This is a genomic window from Agrobacterium vitis (genome assembly GCF_013426735.1).
In the GTDB taxonomy this organism is placed as follows: Bacteria; Pseudomonadota; Alphaproteobacteria; order Rhizobiales; family Rhizobiaceae; genus Allorhizobium; species Allorhizobium vitis_D.
The window spans coordinates 170,580-185,653 of record NZ_AP023272.1 but is presented as its reverse complement, the minus strand read 5'-3'; the positions used below and the strand labels follow the sequence as shown (position 1 = coordinate 185,653).

Here is a 15,074-nt window from a genome sequence, read left to right as displayed (position 1 = left end):
TCCTTGTCACTCAATCCGTGGATGTCGTGGTTGAGGTGTCCTTGCCGTCGCGATAATTGTCGATCACCGTCGAGCGACGCTCGGCATCGATCGGCGTCATACCGCGCGGCGCGATCAGGTCCGTCGGGCTGGCAACCTGCGCCGCCAGATTGGCCTGGGAGGCGCAGCCGAAATTCTGCCAGTTCTTGTTCTGCGCCGTGTCGTTGGAGAGATCCTCCGGCCATTGGCCACACGGTCCGGCCACCGCCGTGGTTGCGACATAGCTCAGCCGGATCGGCGCGGCATCACCTGTTGCGCCAGCCCGGTAAGGCCGCTCAACGATTTTGGGGGCGGCAATGCCCTTGGACACCAGCAGGCTGCGCACCTGGCGAGCGATGCTGGAGGCCGCCATTGTATTGGGAGACCCTTGCGGCACCAGAATCTGCACATAGCCGGTGGATGCATTGCGGTAATCCTGGGCAAAGCCCGTCACCGCATCGCTCATGCCGATCGTCAGGCGGCTTGAGCCCTGCGCGATCGGAAGATCCAGCGAATGCTCGACATCGGTGACGATGATCGGATGGCGGGTACGGTAATCGTCGGGAATCGAGCCGGTGGACATCTCGTCTTTCATGCCGCCGCAACTGCTAAGCGGCAGGATGGCCATCAATCCGAGGAGGAGCGCGCAAAGGCGTGTGAGGGACAAGGTTGGGTGAGGTGTCATCGCGTCCGCTCTCATTTGTAAATATAGCCGACTGTGCCGTGATAAGCGCCGTTCGCCGTGGCTTCCTTGCGGCCGTAGACCTTGTTGACACGGTTCAGGAAATACATGGCGCCGTCTCCAGCAGGATTGAAATTGTCGTCGGGACGCGCCAGCGCATTGCGGGTGACAGGCCGGACAAGATAGGGCGTGGCGATGATCACCAGTTCGGTTTCGTTACGCACGAAATCCTTGCTGCGAAACAGCGTGCCGAAGATCGGGATTTTCGAAATACCCGGCAGGCCGGACATGGCCTGGCGGACATTGTCCTGGACCAGACCGGCAATCACAATCGATCCGCCGGAGGGCAGCTCGACCGTGGTCGAGGCCTCGCGCTTGCGGATCGACAAATAGGTGGAACCGGGGATGGACGCATCGGAATTGCCAGTGACCACTGATCCTTCATAGGTCGGCTCGGAGACATTGGTCTCGATTGCCAGACTGATACGGCCCGGAGAGAGCACGACCGGTCGGAAGTTCAGCTGAATGCCGTAATCGACGGTTGAGGTCGTGCGAGAGACGGTTTTCTGCCCGGTGGTGCTGTCGGTGCTGATTTCCTGGCCAGCTGCCAGACGATATTCGCCGCCGACGTAGAATTTCGCCTGTTCGCCGGAAATTGCCGTCAGGCTGGGCTCAGCCAGGGTGCGCATCACACCCGCCTGTTCCATGGCGTTGACATAGGCGCTGATGCCAAAGCTGCCGAATGTCTTGGAAATTGTGGCGGTGCCGCCGACGTCGACGGAATTGCCGAGGTTGGACGGATTGGCGTAGCTGATACCGCTGGTGCCATCGGTGGCGCTGGCGCTGACACCAAGCTGTTTCAGCACCTGACGGCTGACCTCGGCAACGGTCACTTTCAACGTTACCTGATCTTCGCCTTCGATGGTCAGCATGTTGACGATCTGCGAGGTTTGACGGTTTTCTGCATAGATGGCCACTGCGCCGTCGCCGCTGCTGTTGCTGGTTGCGGTTTCTCCGCGGGTGGTGGCTTCACCACCCTGGAGGAAGGCCTTGGCAAGGCTGACGGCGCGCGACGAATCCTGCGGGGTGCGCACCGTGCCGCTCAGCACGACGTTGTCAGAGATGATCTCGACCTTGATATTGGACTCTGGAATGAAGCGGCTCAGGTTGGTTTGAAGACCCTCGATATCCCGTTCGATTTGCAGATCGAGACTGACGATCTCGCGACCATCCGCCCCGAAAATGAAAATATTGGTCTGGCCAACCTTCTTTCCGAACAGATAGATCCGGCGCGAGGTGCGGGTGACGGCATCGGCCAGTTCCGGGTCGGCCACCAGGATATCATGCGCATCTTCCGGCAGATCGACGACGATGGCCTTGTTGAGGCCAAGCTTCAGATCACGCCGCACACCGGGGCCGGTTTGGGCTATGCGCACCAGGCTCTGGGCACCGGCGGCAAGCGCCTCGGAACGCCAGACAAGCATATTTTCTCCCGGCAGGCCGGTAATCGACAGGCCTAGCGAAAGGCTGCCGGTGATCATGACACGCAGCAGGCGGGCAGGGGCAAGGCGCATGGAAAATCGTCCGTTCATTGTTTTGCAGCTCCCGCGCTCTTGACGATCTGCCCGGATTTGATGACCTGCACCTGTGGACCGCCGCTATCGCCGCTCAGCAGGTAGCTTGCAGCACTGTTGTCCTGCTCCTGGGCATCCGCCACGGAGCGCAGCGCCAGTGACAGGCGCTCGGCCATCTGCTGGGCAACCGTCAGCACCTTGGTTTGCTCCGGTGTCAGTTCCAGTGTTGCGGTGGTGCCGATGACCGAACGGGTGCCGTCGTTCTTTTCCTCGATCTGCTGGTCGATCGCGAGGACGCGGACATTGGACAGCACGGTTTCGGTCAGATGATTGTCATTATCGCCCTTGCGGACCATGATCACGTCAACGCGGTCATTGGGCAGGATGAAACCGCCAGCACCGGTTGCGACGGAAATTTCCGTGGAGATCGCCCGCTTTCCGGCTGGAAGCAGCGCTGAAAGGGTGCGGCTGGAGGCGTCGGCGATTTTTTCGATGCGGATCGGCTCACCCTCGAAAATCGGCAGGCGCACGACTAGCCCGGCAAGGTCGCTCAAGGCCTGGGGACGGTTCTCTTCCGTCACGAAACCGTCGACCAGGTCGGTCTTCGGCCAGTCCATCCAGCGCATTGCCTTATCGGTCAGGCGGGCGCCGACCGGCAGGCTGGCGGCGGCGATCAGCACCTTGGTGGTCGGTTCCTTCGTCACCACAGGCTCGGATTGCTGTACCACCACGCGCTTTTGCCCGCTCAGTCCCATGGCCAACAGACCGGCCAGACCGGCCGCGGCCACGGCGACGAAGAGAATGAGAATGCGGGCGGGCTTCATGGTCTGTCCTTAAGTCGGCGAAAGCTTTCTTAAGGTCGAAAAGAACAGAAATTGGTGTAATTATAGTTAACAACCGCCTTACTGGCGTGGTTAACAAAATATTGCTGGATTTATTTCGGCGAAACTGTCGCCAAGGCCAATGTCACCACTGGTGCACTGAGGAAACTGCAAAAACCGCCAATGGCGATAGCAATACCATAGGGGATTTTTTTCTCGACAATCAGTGAACGCGGCAGGCGCAGTCCAAGGGCCATTACGGTATTGGCCTGGCTGCGCAAAGCCAGGATCATCAGGGTCAGCACGCCGCCAAACACCGCGACTTCAATCAGAAATTCCACCAGGCTGATATTGAAACCGTACCAGACGGCAGCAGCCGTCAAAAGCTTGGCATCGCCGCCGCCCATGACATTGACGGCAAACAGTGTGAAACAACCGAAAAACACGATCAGACCCGCCGCGAAATGCAGGCCGGCCAATCCTATAGGCAGGCCCAACACCAGAGCGAGGGCGGCAAAACCGATAAGCAGCACAAGGGGGATCGCATTGGGGATCTTCATCTCGAACAGATCGGTAAAGGCCGCGAGTGCCAGACAAAGAGGCATGATCAGTGACAGCGTAACAGCCAGCATGGCGGATGAACCCTTTGACGACGTGATTTTAGTAAATCGACCATGGCGTAAAGCCATTACCGAATCATTCTCTGGACTGAAAATACTGCTCGCTCAGAATATTTGGGGCGGGAAATATTTAGGATATGCTCTCTAGCGACATCCAAGAGAAAAGCCGCCCTTGCGAGGCGGCTCTTGTAGCCTTGAGGCTGCTCGTTTCAAGCTTACTTGGTTGCGTCCGCACCCTTATTCATCTGCGTTGTCAGATTATTAAAAGTGTTGCCAATGCTCGTACCGAGCGTGGTCGCGCCAGCGACGAGTGCCACGGAAATCAGAGCGGCGATCAGGCCGTATTCGATGGCCGTTGCACCAGACTCATCCTTCATAAAAGCTGCGAAGATTTTGGACATGCGCTTCTCATGCTCCACAAGTGTTGTTCTGATCAGTCAATTTTTTACTGATCGGTTGGTGTAGAATTGAAGATCGGCATTTTGTAAATTATTTCACTCTGAATTGAAGTGGTGAAATACTCTAAAGCTTTATGCATTTTCGGATGAGAAAATGCCCCAATAGCCTTTCGGATTTGGGAATAAGCTTACTTGGATGCGGTAGCCGCCTTATTCATCTGCGTAGTCAGATTGGTGAACGTGCTGTTCAAGCTTGTGCCGAGCGATGTTGCACCAGCAACCAGGGCCACGGAAATCAAAGCGGCGATCAGACCGTATTCGATAGCGGTCGCGCCGGATTCATCCTTCATAAAACGTGCGAAAATCTTGGACATGCTCTTCTCCTGCTCCATAAGGTTTTTCTTGTCCGCCAACTGTTTTTTGTTGTGCGGTTGAACTGAAATTACAGGTCGCCGCATTGCTATCGCCTTAAGAAAACAAGTTAATTATCCTTGAACGATCGCTTGATTTCATTGTGGTAAATGAAGCCGAAAGATAGTCGGGAAAATTGTATTCACTCCGGAAAAAAGGCCACCTTGCAGCATGTTTACATGCGAAATTATGCAAGTATGTGTCAGTTATGGCCGTGGACATACCCGTGTTTATGATGAGATAAACCGTATTATGTCTCGGGAGGAAGCAGCGGCTTTATGGTTCATTTACCATTTTACCTCAATCTGTGGTCCTGATCTGCACGAGAGAAATGTTTTCCATGGCGCTGCCGATGTTGTTTCGCTGCTGTTTTGCGTTTTTGCTTGCCGGAATGGCGACAGTTTCCGGCACAGCGCATGCTGAAGACCCGCTTTTGCGCGTGGTGATGAACCAGGCCCGCATTCTCAAACTCGACCGGCCAGTCAGTAAGGTCATCATTGGGAATGAGAAAGTCGCCGATGCCACCGTGGCCGACCCAAAAACCATCGTGCTGACAGGGCGTAGCTTTGGGACGACGAATTTGGTTCTGCTCGACAGCCAGGGCAATGCCATTTTCGACGAGCGTATTCTTGTCTCTATCGATGAAGCCAATACAGTTCGGCTGTACAAACAGACGCAACGCACGGTCCTGTCCTGCACGCCAAGCTGCGAGCAGCATTCGCAGTCTGGAAATTCCACTGGAGATGCGTCTTCCAGCAATAGTGCGTCCAGCGGAACCGGCCAATAGCGGCAAGACGCTGCGCGAGACAGTGAAACTTTAACTGCCGTATCGTTACGCGACCAACTCCTGCATAAGAAATCATGCAGTAATGATATGAATTTATTCAGAATATCTAAAATTAATTTTTTGCTCGTTTCCGTATCATCTTGTTCAAACTGAAGGAATTCGGCAACGGAAATTAAATAGATCCAGCCCTAGCTTGCTATCAGGCACAACAACCGGCATTCAGACGATGGTCTTTCCAGATGGCACCCGTGACAAACGCGACGGACGATGGCGCAGATGGAGATTAGTGGCCAGGCGTTTGCGTCGCTCCCGTGACGGATCGGCGGCCATCGAATTCGCCATCCTGGCCATTCCTTATTTCCTGATCATTTTTGCCATTCTGGAAACATTCGTGGCTTTCATCGCCGAACAGACCGTCAATGCAGCGGTCGATACGCTCGGCAGGCAATTGCGCACCGGCAATATCACCTATAACCAGACCCGTAGCACCGACAAGACGGCGACGGAATTCCGCCAGTTATTCTGCAACGAGATTTCCTTTCTCCTCACCTGCGATGCTGCGGAAGTCGCAACACCCAACCGGCTCTGGCTCGATGTGCGCACGTATACGGCTTTCTCCGCCATGCCCACCACAATTGCCACCACATCCGGTAGCCTTGATACGTCCAGTTTTGCCTTCACGCCTGGCGGGGCAAGCTCGATCAATATGCTGCGTGCCTTTTATTATTGGCCGGTCACCACCGATCTCGTCCGGCCCTATATTGCCACGATCCATCGCCCTGGTGTTTCCAGCAATTCCGATTACCTGATCGTATCGACCTTGGCCTTCCAAAATGAGAATTATCCATGAGGTCGAAACCCGCCCTGATTTTGCTTCTATGCAGACCTTTCCGGCTATTGGCGCTGGATCGTTCCGGTGTCGGCGCGGTGGAATTTGCGCTGATCGTGCCCTTGTTGCTGGTTCTCTATCTGGGGGCATTTGAGCTTACCATGGCGCTCAGCGTGTCGCAGCGCGCCACCACCAGCGCCGGGGCCATCGCCGATATCGTGGCGCGTCAGCAGAAAACGGTCAACAAGGCCTTTCTGGCGACCATGCCAGATGTGCTGAAAGCCATGTTCGCGCCGACAGCGACGACAGGCTATGCGCTGAAGATCACCGGCATCAAGGTTGATAGCAATGTCAAAGCGACGATTGCCTGGTCCTGGGCGCAGGACGGCTCTAAACCCTATGCAACCGGCGCAACGGTGACACTTCCATCAGGCATGGCCGCCGCCAATGCCTTTTTCGTCCACGCGGAACTGACCATTCCCCATGAGCTTGTCACCTATCTGCCTGGATTTACAGGATCAAGCGTCAGCACCATTACCATCGCCAGGGATTATTACTTCCGTCAGCGGGAAAACGGCGAGATTGCCTGCTCGGATTGCTGATTCGAAGGGGGATTTGCCATTGCCTGTCTAAATGTCTATTCAATCCGTCCGATTGATAGTCAACTGCCTGATACGGCCTGATTTCATCTGAATCCCGAAGCGATGCATGGTGAAGCGCAGGATACGGCAGGGCATGATGGGTGAAGCATGGCGCGGGCTTTTCTGTTTGTTCTCGATTCCTTTGGTGTCGGCGGCGCGCCGGATGCGCCAGCCTATGGCGATGACGGCGCCGACACGCTGGGGCATATCGCAGAATTCTGCGCCGCCGGTGCCGGAGACCGCGATGGTTTGCGGGCCGGGTCGCTGATGTTGCCGAACCTATCGGCGCTGGGCTTGTTGCAGATTGCCAGCTTGGCCAGCGGTAGCCTGCCTGCGGGCATGGCCCTGCCGGAGCGGGTCTTCGGTCTCCACGGGGCCGCCAATGAGATTTCCCGCGGCAAGGATACACCGTCCGGCCATTGGGAAATTGCTGGTACACCTGTCATGTTCGACTGGGGTTATTTCCCGCAAGAAGGCGATGCCTTTCCCGCCGATCTCGTCGCCGAGATCTGTAAACGCGCCGATCTTCCCGGCATTCTCGGCAATTGTCATGCCTCCGGCACCGACATCCTGGCCCGCTTGGGTGAGGAGCATTGCCGCACGGGCCAGCCGATCTGTTATACATCCTCCGACAGCGTCTTCCAGATTGCCGCCCATGAGCATGTGTTCGGGTTGGAGCGTTTGCTGCGGCTCTGCGAAATCGTCCGGGAATTGCTCACCCCCTACAGGATCGGCCGGGTGATCGCCCGCCCCTTTATCGGCAACAGTGCTTCGAATTTCCAGCGTACCGGCAATCGGCGGGATTATTCGGTTCCGCCGCCGGAGCCGACTTTGCTCGATCGGCTGAGTGAAGCGGGTCGCACGGTGCATGCCATCGGCAAGATTGGCGATATCTTCGCCCATCAGGGCACAGGCCGCGAAATCAAGGCGAATGGCAATGCCGCACTGATGGAGACGACGCTGGCGGTGATGGATGAGGCAGCGGACGGCGATCTGGTTTTCACCAATTTCGTCGATTTCGACATGCTGTACGGCCACCGCCGCGATGTGCCGGGCTATGCCGCCGCGCTGGAAGCCTTCGATCTCTGGCTGCCGGATGTCTACCGCAAGCTTATCCCTGGAGACATGGTGATTCTGACCGCCGATCATGGCTGTGATCCGACCTGGCGCGGCACCGACCATACCCGTGAGCGGGTGCCGATCATGGCGTTCGGTCCCGGCATCAGGGCGCGTTCTATTGGCATTCGCGACACTTATGCCGATATCGGTGAGACAATTGCGGCCCATCTCGGCATTGCTCCGGGCGGTTATGGCAGGAGTTTCCTATGACTGCGTCCCTGTTGAAGGCCGAGTTGCATTGCCATATCGAAGGTGCCGCACCTCCGGCTCTGGTCGCGGCCCAAGCCGAGAAATATGGCATAGACGCCAGCAGTTTTATCCGCAATGAAAGCTATGTCTGGGAGGACTTTACCAGTTTCATAGCCGCCTATGATTTCGTCGCCTCGGTGTTTCGCAGCGAGGAGGATTTTGCCGCCTTGGCCGAGGCCTATCTGAGCGAATTGGCGGGCGTCAATACGATCTATAGCGAGCTATTCGTTTCGCCTGATCACGGCGAAGCGGTGGGACTGTCCGCCGAAGCCTATATCGAAGGGTTGGCAGAGGGCATTGTCGCTGCACGGGCCAAGACCGGTATCGAATGCCGGATGGTGATTATTGGTGAACGGCATCTGGGGCCGGAAAACGTCTTGCGTCGGGCGAAATGGCTGGCCGATTACCACCATCCGCTGATCACCGGCTTCAATATGGCGGGTGAGGAACGCATGAACCGGGTGGCGGATTACGCCCCGGCCTTCGACATCGCCCGTGAGGCGGGCTACGGCATTACCATCCATGCTGGTGAACTCTGTGGAGCTTTCAGCGTTCGTGACGCGCTGGATCTGGTGCGCCCAAGCCGGATTGGCCATGGCGTGCGTGCGATTGAGGATGCCGATCTGGTACAGCGACTGGCGGATGAGGGCGTTGTGCTGGAAGTCTGCCCCGCCTCCAATATCGCGCTCAAGGTGTTTGAGGATTATGCCAGTCATCCGATGCGGGCTCTGGCCGATGCCGGGGTGCGAATGTGTATCAATTCCGACGATCCGCCGTTTTTTCAGACATCACTGGCACGAGATTATGCCATCGTTGCGGAGATGGGCTTTTCAAACGCCGAGATCAACGCCATGACGCGCACGGCCATTGAGGCGGCTTTCGTGGACGAGGCGACCCGCCAAAACCTGTTGCAGCGGCTGCAAGCGGCTGGTTCTGGGGATGAGGCAGCGATTTAACGGCTGCAAGCCTTGCTCATCCCACCGATTCGTTGGAAGAAACATCACAGTCAGGAATTGAGCGGAAGAGACAAGAGGTTTCCCATGGACGGCGTCACAGTCATCAATCACCCCCTGGTGCAGCACAAGCTGACCTTCATGCGCCGTAAGGAAACCTCGACGGCGGGCTTTCGCCGTCTGCTGCGGGAAATCTCGACGCTGCTCTGCTATGAAGTGACCCGCGATCTGGAACTGACCGTGGAAACCATCGAAACGCCGATGGTGGAAATGGAAGCACCGGTGCTGGAAGGCAAGAAGCTGGTGTTCGCGTCCATTCTGCGGGCCGGAAACGGCCTGCTGGAAGGCATGCTGGATCTGGTTCCCTCCGCCCGTGTCTCGCATGTGGGCGTCTACCGCGATCACGAGACCTTGCAGCCGGTCGAATACTACTTCAAAGCCCCGGAAAACCTGTCGGAGCGGCTGGTGATTGTCGTCGATCCGATGTTGGCCACCGGCAATTCTTCAATCGCTGCCGTCGATAAGCTGAAGGAGCGGGGAGCGAAGAACCTGCGCTTCGTTTGCCTGTTGGCAGCCCCTGAAGGTTTGAAACATTTCCGCGAAGCCCATCCCGATGTGCCGATCTTTACGGCTTCGATTGATAGTCACCTGAACGAGCAGGGCTATATCGTGCCGGGCCTGGGTGACGCTGGCGACCGGATGTACGGCACCAAGTAAAATTTTCTTAACGACGAACGGCTTCGACCCCGGCGTTTCTGACGCCGGGGTTTGCTTTTGAACGGTGATGTTAACCGGAGTGAAAGCCCGTCAGCGTTTTTATCTTCAAAACGGTGGGAGATTGACGCGATGCTGATGAGGGTTCTGGTCTTTGCCGGTCTGACAGTCCTCGTCGCCACGCAATTGCCTGCCTATTTGCAGGACAGGACGCACACCGCGCCGGAAAAGTCATCGCAGGCGGCAAGTCTTGAGGCAACCCGTCTCGCGGTCGCACCGCAGCCGGTCGCCGGTTCAGGTCAGGCGATCCTGAAGGCCGATGGCCGGGGCCATTTCATCGCGCCCTTCCGCATCAAAGGCAAAACCGTCGATGCGATGATTGATACCGGCGCAAGCACGGTTGCCATTAACGAGACCATCGCCCGCAGGCTTGGCTTCAGCGGCAATGATCTGAATTTCAAATACAAGGTCAATACCGCCAATGGCGACACTTTGGCTGCGGTGGTGACGCTTGACCGGGTGGAGGTTGGCGGGGTGCGTGCCACGCAGGTTCAAGCCATGGTGCTGAAGGACAAGGCCCTGTCCGGCACGCTGATCGGTATGACATTCCTGAAACAGCTCGGCAGTTACAAAGTTGAAGATGGCCAGATGCGGCTTAGTCAAAAATAAGGGCCCCTCTTGGAGGAGCCCTGACGTCATTGATGAAAATAGTTGAACCATTGCTCAATGGGCGCCAGACATGTCGCCGAGCACGTCCTTGGAGGCCACGGTGGAATCGGCGTTCAGCTTGTAGACCATCGGCACGCCAGTGGCGAGATTGACGCTGAGGATCTGTTCCTTGGTCAGCTTGTCCAGCACCATCACCAGCGAGCGCAGCGAATTGCCATGGGCCGCCACCAGCACCTTTTCGCCCCGCAGCACGCGCGGCAGGATTTCGGTGAGGTAATAGGGCCAGACGCGGGCGCCGGTATCGCGCAGGCTTTCGCCGCCCGGTGGCGGAATGTCGTAGGAACGGCGCCAGATATGCACTTGTTCCTCGCCCCATTTGGCGCGGGCATCGTCCTTGTTGAGGCCGGAAAGATCGCCGTAATCACGCTCGTTCAGGGCCTGATCGCGGATGGTTTCAAGGCCGGATTGGCCAAGATTGTCGAGAATGATACCGCAGGTCTTCTGGGCGCGGGAAAGATCGGAGGTAAAGGCGATATCGAACTGAATGCCGTACTCCTTCAGCGCTTTTCCGCCAGCATTGGCTTCCTGCACGCCAAGTTCAGTCAGGTCGGGATCACGCCAACCGGTGAACAGGTTCTTCAAATTCCAATCGCTCTGGCCATGGCGCACGAGCACGAGGGTACCGGTCATCGACTAAATCCTCTCATTTACGTTACTGGGACGTTACTGGAAACATTATTGCGGAGATGAAAGCCCGAGAACATCGAGCATGGAGTAAAGTCCGGGCTTCTTGTCCTGCGCCCAGAGCGCGGCCTTGACCGCGCCGCGTGCGAAGATCGAGCGGTCGCCAGCACTATGGGAGAGCGTGACGATCTCGCCTTCGCCAGCCAGCAGAACGGAATGTTCGCCGATAACAGAGCCACCGCGCAGCGTTGCAAAGCCGATCGATCCGGGCGCACGCGCCCCGGTATGTCCGTCGCGCACTTTGACGGCCTTGTCCTTGAGGTCGATGCCACGCCCCTTGGCGGCGGCTTCTCCCAGAAGAAGGGCGGTGCCCGAGGGCGCATCGACCTTGTGTTTGTGATGCATTTCCAGCACTTCGATATCCCAGCCGGAGGCTTCCAGCGCCTTTGCAGCCTGGGCAACCAGGACCGACAACAGGTTGACGCCGAGGCTCATATTACCGGATTTGACGATTCTGGCATGGCGCGCTGCTGCCTCGAACCTTGCCTCATCGGCTGGCGAGCATCCCGTTGTGCCAATGATATGAACGATGCGGGCCTGGGCTGCGAGGGCGGCAAACTCCAATGAGGTTTCCGGCTTGGTAAAGTCGATGACCCCATCAGCATTGACGAAGGCGGCCAATGCATCGTCGGTGACGGGAACACCCAGGGGACCGAGGCCCGCCAGATCGCCGGCATCCCGGCCAATCGAGGCGGAGCCCGGACGGCCCACCGCCGCATGCAGCACCGCACCCTGCGTCTCGCAGATGATCCGCACCAGCGCCTGACCCATGCGTCCGCTGGCGCCTACCACGACCAGCTTCATCGGGCCAGTCTGTGTCGGACCGGTGTTCAATGCAACTGTCATGCCTCTCTCTCCGTCTTGATCCGTCCTTCTCCGCAGGCTTTGTGCTTACAGTGAAGGACTTCCATTGGTTGCCTGCATATTGTTCAGCCGCGCGTAAAGCCCCTCCGGTCTTTCCGTCAACGTCCTGTGGTTGCCCACCTCAACCACCCGGCCATCCTGCATTACGACGATCTTGTCGGCCTTGACCACGGTGGACAGCCTGTGCGCAATGACCACGACGGTCCGTCCGTTCATGGCTTCGTCCAGTGCCTTCTGCACGGCGGCTTCCGATTCTGTGTCGAGAGCGGATGTCGCTTCGTCCAGAAGCAGGATCGGCGCGTTGCGCACCAGAGCGCGGGCGATGGACAGGCGCTGTCGCTGGCCACCGGACAGCGTCAGGCCGTTTTCGCCCACCGGTGTTTCATAGCCATAGGGCTGGGCCATGATGAAATCATGCGCATAGGCAAGGCGCGCGGCCTCTTCTACGTCTGCATCGGTGGCGTCCGGACGGCCATAGCGGATATTGTCGCGGATCGTGCCTTCGAACAGATAGGGATGCTGCGATACATAGGCGATATGCTTGCGCAACGAGGCCTTGGTCACGTCGGCAATGTCCTGCCCGTCGATCAGGATCTGGCCCTGCGGCGGATCGTAGAAGCGTGGGATCAGCGTGATGATCGTCGATTTGCCAGCGCCCGACGGCCCGACCAGCGCGGTGGTCTTGCCGCCTTCGGCAGTGATATCGACGCCCTTCAGAATTTCAGGGCCGTTGCCATAGGCGAAATGAATATTTTTGAACTCAATGCGGGCTTCGCTGACCTTCAATTCGCCAGCGCTGGCCTTGTCGCGCTGGTGCGGCTGGGTGTCGAGGATCGCATAGATCATCCGGGCATTGACCACGGCCCGTTCCATCTGGATCTGCAATTTCGCCAGCCGCTTGGCAGGCTCATAGGCCATCAGCAGGGCGGCGATGAAGGAGAAGAAGGCGCCCGGCAACATGCCACCGGCGATGGTGCGATAGGAGGCATAGGCAATCACAGCAGCAATGGCGAGACCGGCAAAGCTCTCGGTAATCGGCGACGTGCGTTCACTCAGACGGGCAATGCGGTTGGCGCGGCTTTCGGCACTGTCGATAATGCCTTCCACCTTGCGGCCAAGCTCTTCCTCCATGGTGAAGGCCTTGACGACGGCAATGCCCTGGACGCTTTCCTGCATGGCGCCGAGCACCCGGCTGTTGAGCATGACGGAATCCGTTGTTGCCTTGCGCAGCCGCTTGGAAATATAGCGCAGCGAATAGAGAACTGGCGGCGCCACCACGAAAACGATCAGCGTCAACACCCAGTCCTTGGCGAGCATGACCGCGATCAAGCCAATCAGGCTGAGCAGATCCCGCGCCGTCGAGGTGACAGTCAGGTTCAGGACATCTCTGATACCATTGACATTCTGGCTGACCTGGGCGGCCAGATGCGCCGAGCGGGCCTCGTTGAAATAGCCCATGGACAGCGTCATCAGATGGCTGAACAACCGCTTCTGATAGCGGGCGACAATATTGTTGCCGATCTTGGACAAAGCCACCGCCTGGCCATAGCTGGCAAGGCCACGCAGCGAGAAAGCGATGAAGATCGAGACGCAGATGATCCAGACCAGATCGGCGCGCTTGTTGGCGAAGGCCTCGTTAATCACCGTTTCCATGATCCAGGCGGTAAAGGCCGTCGTCAGCGCCACGGTTGCCAGGCAGATGATGGCGAAGACATAGCCGCGGACATGATCGCGGCCGTTTTCGGCGATGACCCGCTTGAGAACGGCGGTGATGCTTTCCGACGATTCTGGCAGGGAGGTCTTGATGGTGTCGCGCAAGAAATGTCTTTCCCATTCGATTGGTCATAGCGACCGTCATGGCCGCGCCAGCCGGTCTATAGCCAGTCCGGCTGCTTTTGACCATAGAGCAATGCGCGACGCAATCAACGCTGCCAGCGACGGCCCTCATGCTTCACGCCATAGCTCGATGGCGTGCGGGCATAGGCTGCCAGCCCCGAAAGGGCGGCCTGCGGGTGAATAGCGACAAAGGTGGGAATGGTCTTCATCATCTCGGTATGCGGCGCCTTGTCCTCGAAAGCCGCCCGGAAGACCGGGCTCTTCAGCAAGGGGATAATCTTTTGCGAAATGCCGCCGGATAGGAAAACGCCGCCACGGGCCATGAAAACCAGAGCCATATCACCGGCAATCCGGCCAAGATAGGTCACGAACAGTGTCATGGTTTCCACGCAGACCGGATCATTGCCCTTCAGGGCATGCTGGGTCACATCGGCGGGATCGGTCCATACAGGCGCAATGCCATCGGCAGCGCAGATGGCATTGTAAAGATGCAGGATGCCGCGCCCACACAGGATCTGCTCGCCAGAAATCCGGCCTTCGATCCGTTCGATATGCGGAAAAATCTGCCAATCCCGGTCACTGCGCGGTCCGATATCCACATGGCCACCTTCGCCGGGAACCGGAAACCAGGTATGATGGGTATAAAGCAGCCCGCCAACACCCAGCCCGGTGCCGGGTCCCAGAATGACGCGGGAGTTCAGCGAGGTTTCGGTCAGGGGACCGATCGGTTCGCGGTCGTCGCGCCCGAGCGATGCAGCGGCCAGCGCCTGCGCCTCGAAATCGTTGACAACAAGCACGTCGTCAAAGCCAAGATCGGCAATCATCGCCTTGGGACGAATGACCCAGGGGCAATTGGTCAGCGGGATTTCATCATCCTTGATCGGACCGGCCACAGCCAGAATGGCCGAGCGCGGCTGGAAGCCGGATTTGTCGAGAATACAATCCTGAATGGCCTGGTCGATGGTCGGGAAATCCGCTGTGTGAATATTGGCAAATTCCTTAGGCGCAGCATGGGCATCCATGAGAATCCAGAAGCGCGCATTGGTGCCGCCGATATCGCCGACAAGAACCGGAAAGGGCATGTGATCATTGTCATGAGGTTTTGGCATTGAAAAATCCATTTCTGGTCACGCGGCTTCGGCCTT

Annotated in this window: 17 protein-coding genes; 7 read left to right on the top strand and 10 right to left on the bottom strand. The window is 57.8% G+C overall.

Translation table 11 applies throughout. The features are described from left to right. Nucleotides 1-10: 10 nt before the first annotated feature. From H1Y61_RS00910 to H1Y61_RS00885, 6 genes are all read right to left on the bottom strand, one after another. Nucleotides 11-703 carry a CpaD family pilus assembly protein gene (locus H1Y61_RS00910; RefSeq protein ID WP_174109639.1) on the bottom strand — a complete coding sequence of 231 codons (693 nt, stop codon included), beginning with the start codon at nt 701-703 and terminating at the stop codon, nt 11-13. 11 nt (nt 704-714) lie between these two features. Then, nucleotides 715-2,292, bottom strand: a complete 1,578-nt coding sequence (locus tag H1Y61_RS00905; protein WP_180573443.1) for a type II and III secretion system protein family protein — start codon at nt 2,290-2,292, stop codon at nt 715-717. Then, nucleotides 2,289-3,098, bottom strand: coding sequence for a Flp pilus assembly protein CpaB (gene cpaB, locus H1Y61_RS00900; protein ID WP_174109641.1), 810 nt, complete (start codon nt 3,096-3,098; stop codon nt 2,289-2,291). The genes H1Y61_RS00905 and cpaB overlap by 4 nt, the downstream gene beginning before the upstream one ends. Before the next feature lie 110 nt (nt 3,099-3,208). After that, complete coding sequence (locus H1Y61_RS00895; RefSeq protein WP_174109642.1) at nt 3,209-3,727, bottom strand: A24 family peptidase; 519 nt, start codon at nt 3,725-3,727, stop codon at nt 3,209-3,211. Nucleotides 3,728-3,930: 203 nt separating this feature from the next. Continuing rightward, nucleotides 3,931-4,116 carry a Flp family type IVb pilin gene (locus tag H1Y61_RS00890; RefSeq protein WP_070147518.1) on the bottom strand — a complete coding sequence of 62 codons (186 nt, stop codon included), beginning with the start codon at nt 4,114-4,116 and terminating at the stop codon, nt 3,931-3,933. 185 nt (nt 4,117-4,301) lie between these two features. Continuing rightward, a complete protein-coding gene (locus H1Y61_RS00885; RefSeq protein WP_174109643.1) occupies nt 4,302-4,487 on the bottom strand; it encodes a Flp family type IVb pilin in 186 nt (61 codons plus the stop codon). 377 nt (nt 4,488-4,864) lie between these two features. Between H1Y61_RS00885 and H1Y61_RS00880 the strand changes: the two genes are divergently transcribed. The 7 genes from H1Y61_RS00880 to H1Y61_RS00850 all read left to right on the top strand — a co-directional run bounded on the left by H1Y61_RS00880 (nt 4,865) and on the right by H1Y61_RS00850 (nt 10,485). Next, on the top strand, nt 4,865-5,311 hold the full coding sequence (locus H1Y61_RS00880; protein WP_409068151.1) for a pilus assembly protein N-terminal domain-containing protein: 447 nt from the start codon (nt 4,865-4,867) through the stop codon (nt 5,309-5,311). 226 nt (nt 5,312-5,537) lie between these two features. Continuing rightward, a complete protein-coding gene (locus H1Y61_RS00875) occupies nt 5,538-6,161 on the top strand; it encodes a TadE/TadG family type IV pilus assembly protein (protein ID WP_180573442.1) in 624 nt (207 codons plus the stop codon). After that, a complete protein-coding gene (locus H1Y61_RS00870) occupies nt 6,158-6,742 on the top strand; it encodes a TadE/TadG family type IV pilus assembly protein (protein WP_087727021.1) in 585 nt (194 codons plus the stop codon). The genes H1Y61_RS00875 and H1Y61_RS00870 overlap by 4 nt, the downstream gene beginning before the upstream one ends. 147 nt (nt 6,743-6,889) lie before the next feature. Then, nucleotides 6,890-8,110 carry a phosphopentomutase gene (locus tag H1Y61_RS00865; RefSeq protein WP_180573441.1) on the top strand — a complete coding sequence of 407 codons (1,221 nt, stop codon included), beginning with the start codon at nt 6,890-6,892 and terminating at the stop codon, nt 8,108-8,110. Next, nucleotides 8,107-9,105, top strand: a complete 999-nt coding sequence (locus tag H1Y61_RS00860; RefSeq protein ID WP_180573440.1) for an adenosine deaminase — start codon at nt 8,107-8,109, stop codon at nt 9,103-9,105. The genes H1Y61_RS00865 and H1Y61_RS00860 overlap by 4 nt, the downstream gene beginning before the upstream one ends. 84 nt (nt 9,106-9,189) lie before the next feature. Continuing rightward, nucleotides 9,190-9,819: a uracil phosphoribosyltransferase gene (gene upp / locus H1Y61_RS00855; RefSeq protein WP_060719365.1), complete on the top strand. Its 630-nt coding sequence runs from the start codon at nt 9,190-9,192 to the stop codon at nt 9,817-9,819. A 129-nt stretch (nt 9,820-9,948) separates the two neighbouring features. Next, complete coding sequence (locus tag H1Y61_RS00850; protein ID WP_180573439.1) at nt 9,949-10,485, top strand: TIGR02281 family clan AA aspartic protease; 537 nt, start codon at nt 9,949-9,951, stop codon at nt 10,483-10,485. Nucleotides 10,486-10,539: 54 nt separating this feature from the next. Here H1Y61_RS00850 and H1Y61_RS00845 read toward each other — a convergent pair whose 3' ends face one another. The 4 genes from H1Y61_RS00845 to H1Y61_RS00830 all read right to left on the bottom strand — a co-directional run bounded on the left by H1Y61_RS00845 (nt 10,540) and on the right by H1Y61_RS00830 (nt 15,038). Continuing rightward, nucleotides 10,540-11,175: a 2,3-bisphosphoglycerate-dependent phosphoglycerate mutase gene (locus H1Y61_RS00845; RefSeq protein ID WP_174109648.1), complete on the bottom strand. Its 636-nt coding sequence runs from the start codon at nt 11,173-11,175 to the stop codon at nt 10,540-10,542. A gap of 45 nt (nt 11,176-11,220) precedes the next feature. Continuing rightward, nucleotides 11,221-12,033, bottom strand: coding sequence for a 4-hydroxy-tetrahydrodipicolinate reductase (gene dapB / locus H1Y61_RS00840; protein ID WP_174109816.1), 813 nt, complete (start codon nt 12,031-12,033; stop codon nt 11,221-11,223). An 87-nt stretch (nt 12,034-12,120) separates the two neighbouring features. Further along, on the bottom strand, nt 12,121-13,911 hold the full coding sequence (locus H1Y61_RS00835; RefSeq protein ID WP_180573438.1) for an ABC transporter ATP-binding protein: 1,791 nt from the start codon (nt 13,909-13,911) through the stop codon (nt 12,121-12,123). Between the two features lie 104 nt (nt 13,912-14,015). After that, nucleotides 14,016-15,038, bottom strand: coding sequence for a glucokinase (locus H1Y61_RS00830; RefSeq protein WP_174109650.1), 1,023 nt, complete (start codon nt 15,036-15,038; stop codon nt 14,016-14,018). Nucleotides 15,039-15,074: the final 36 nt, after the last annotated feature.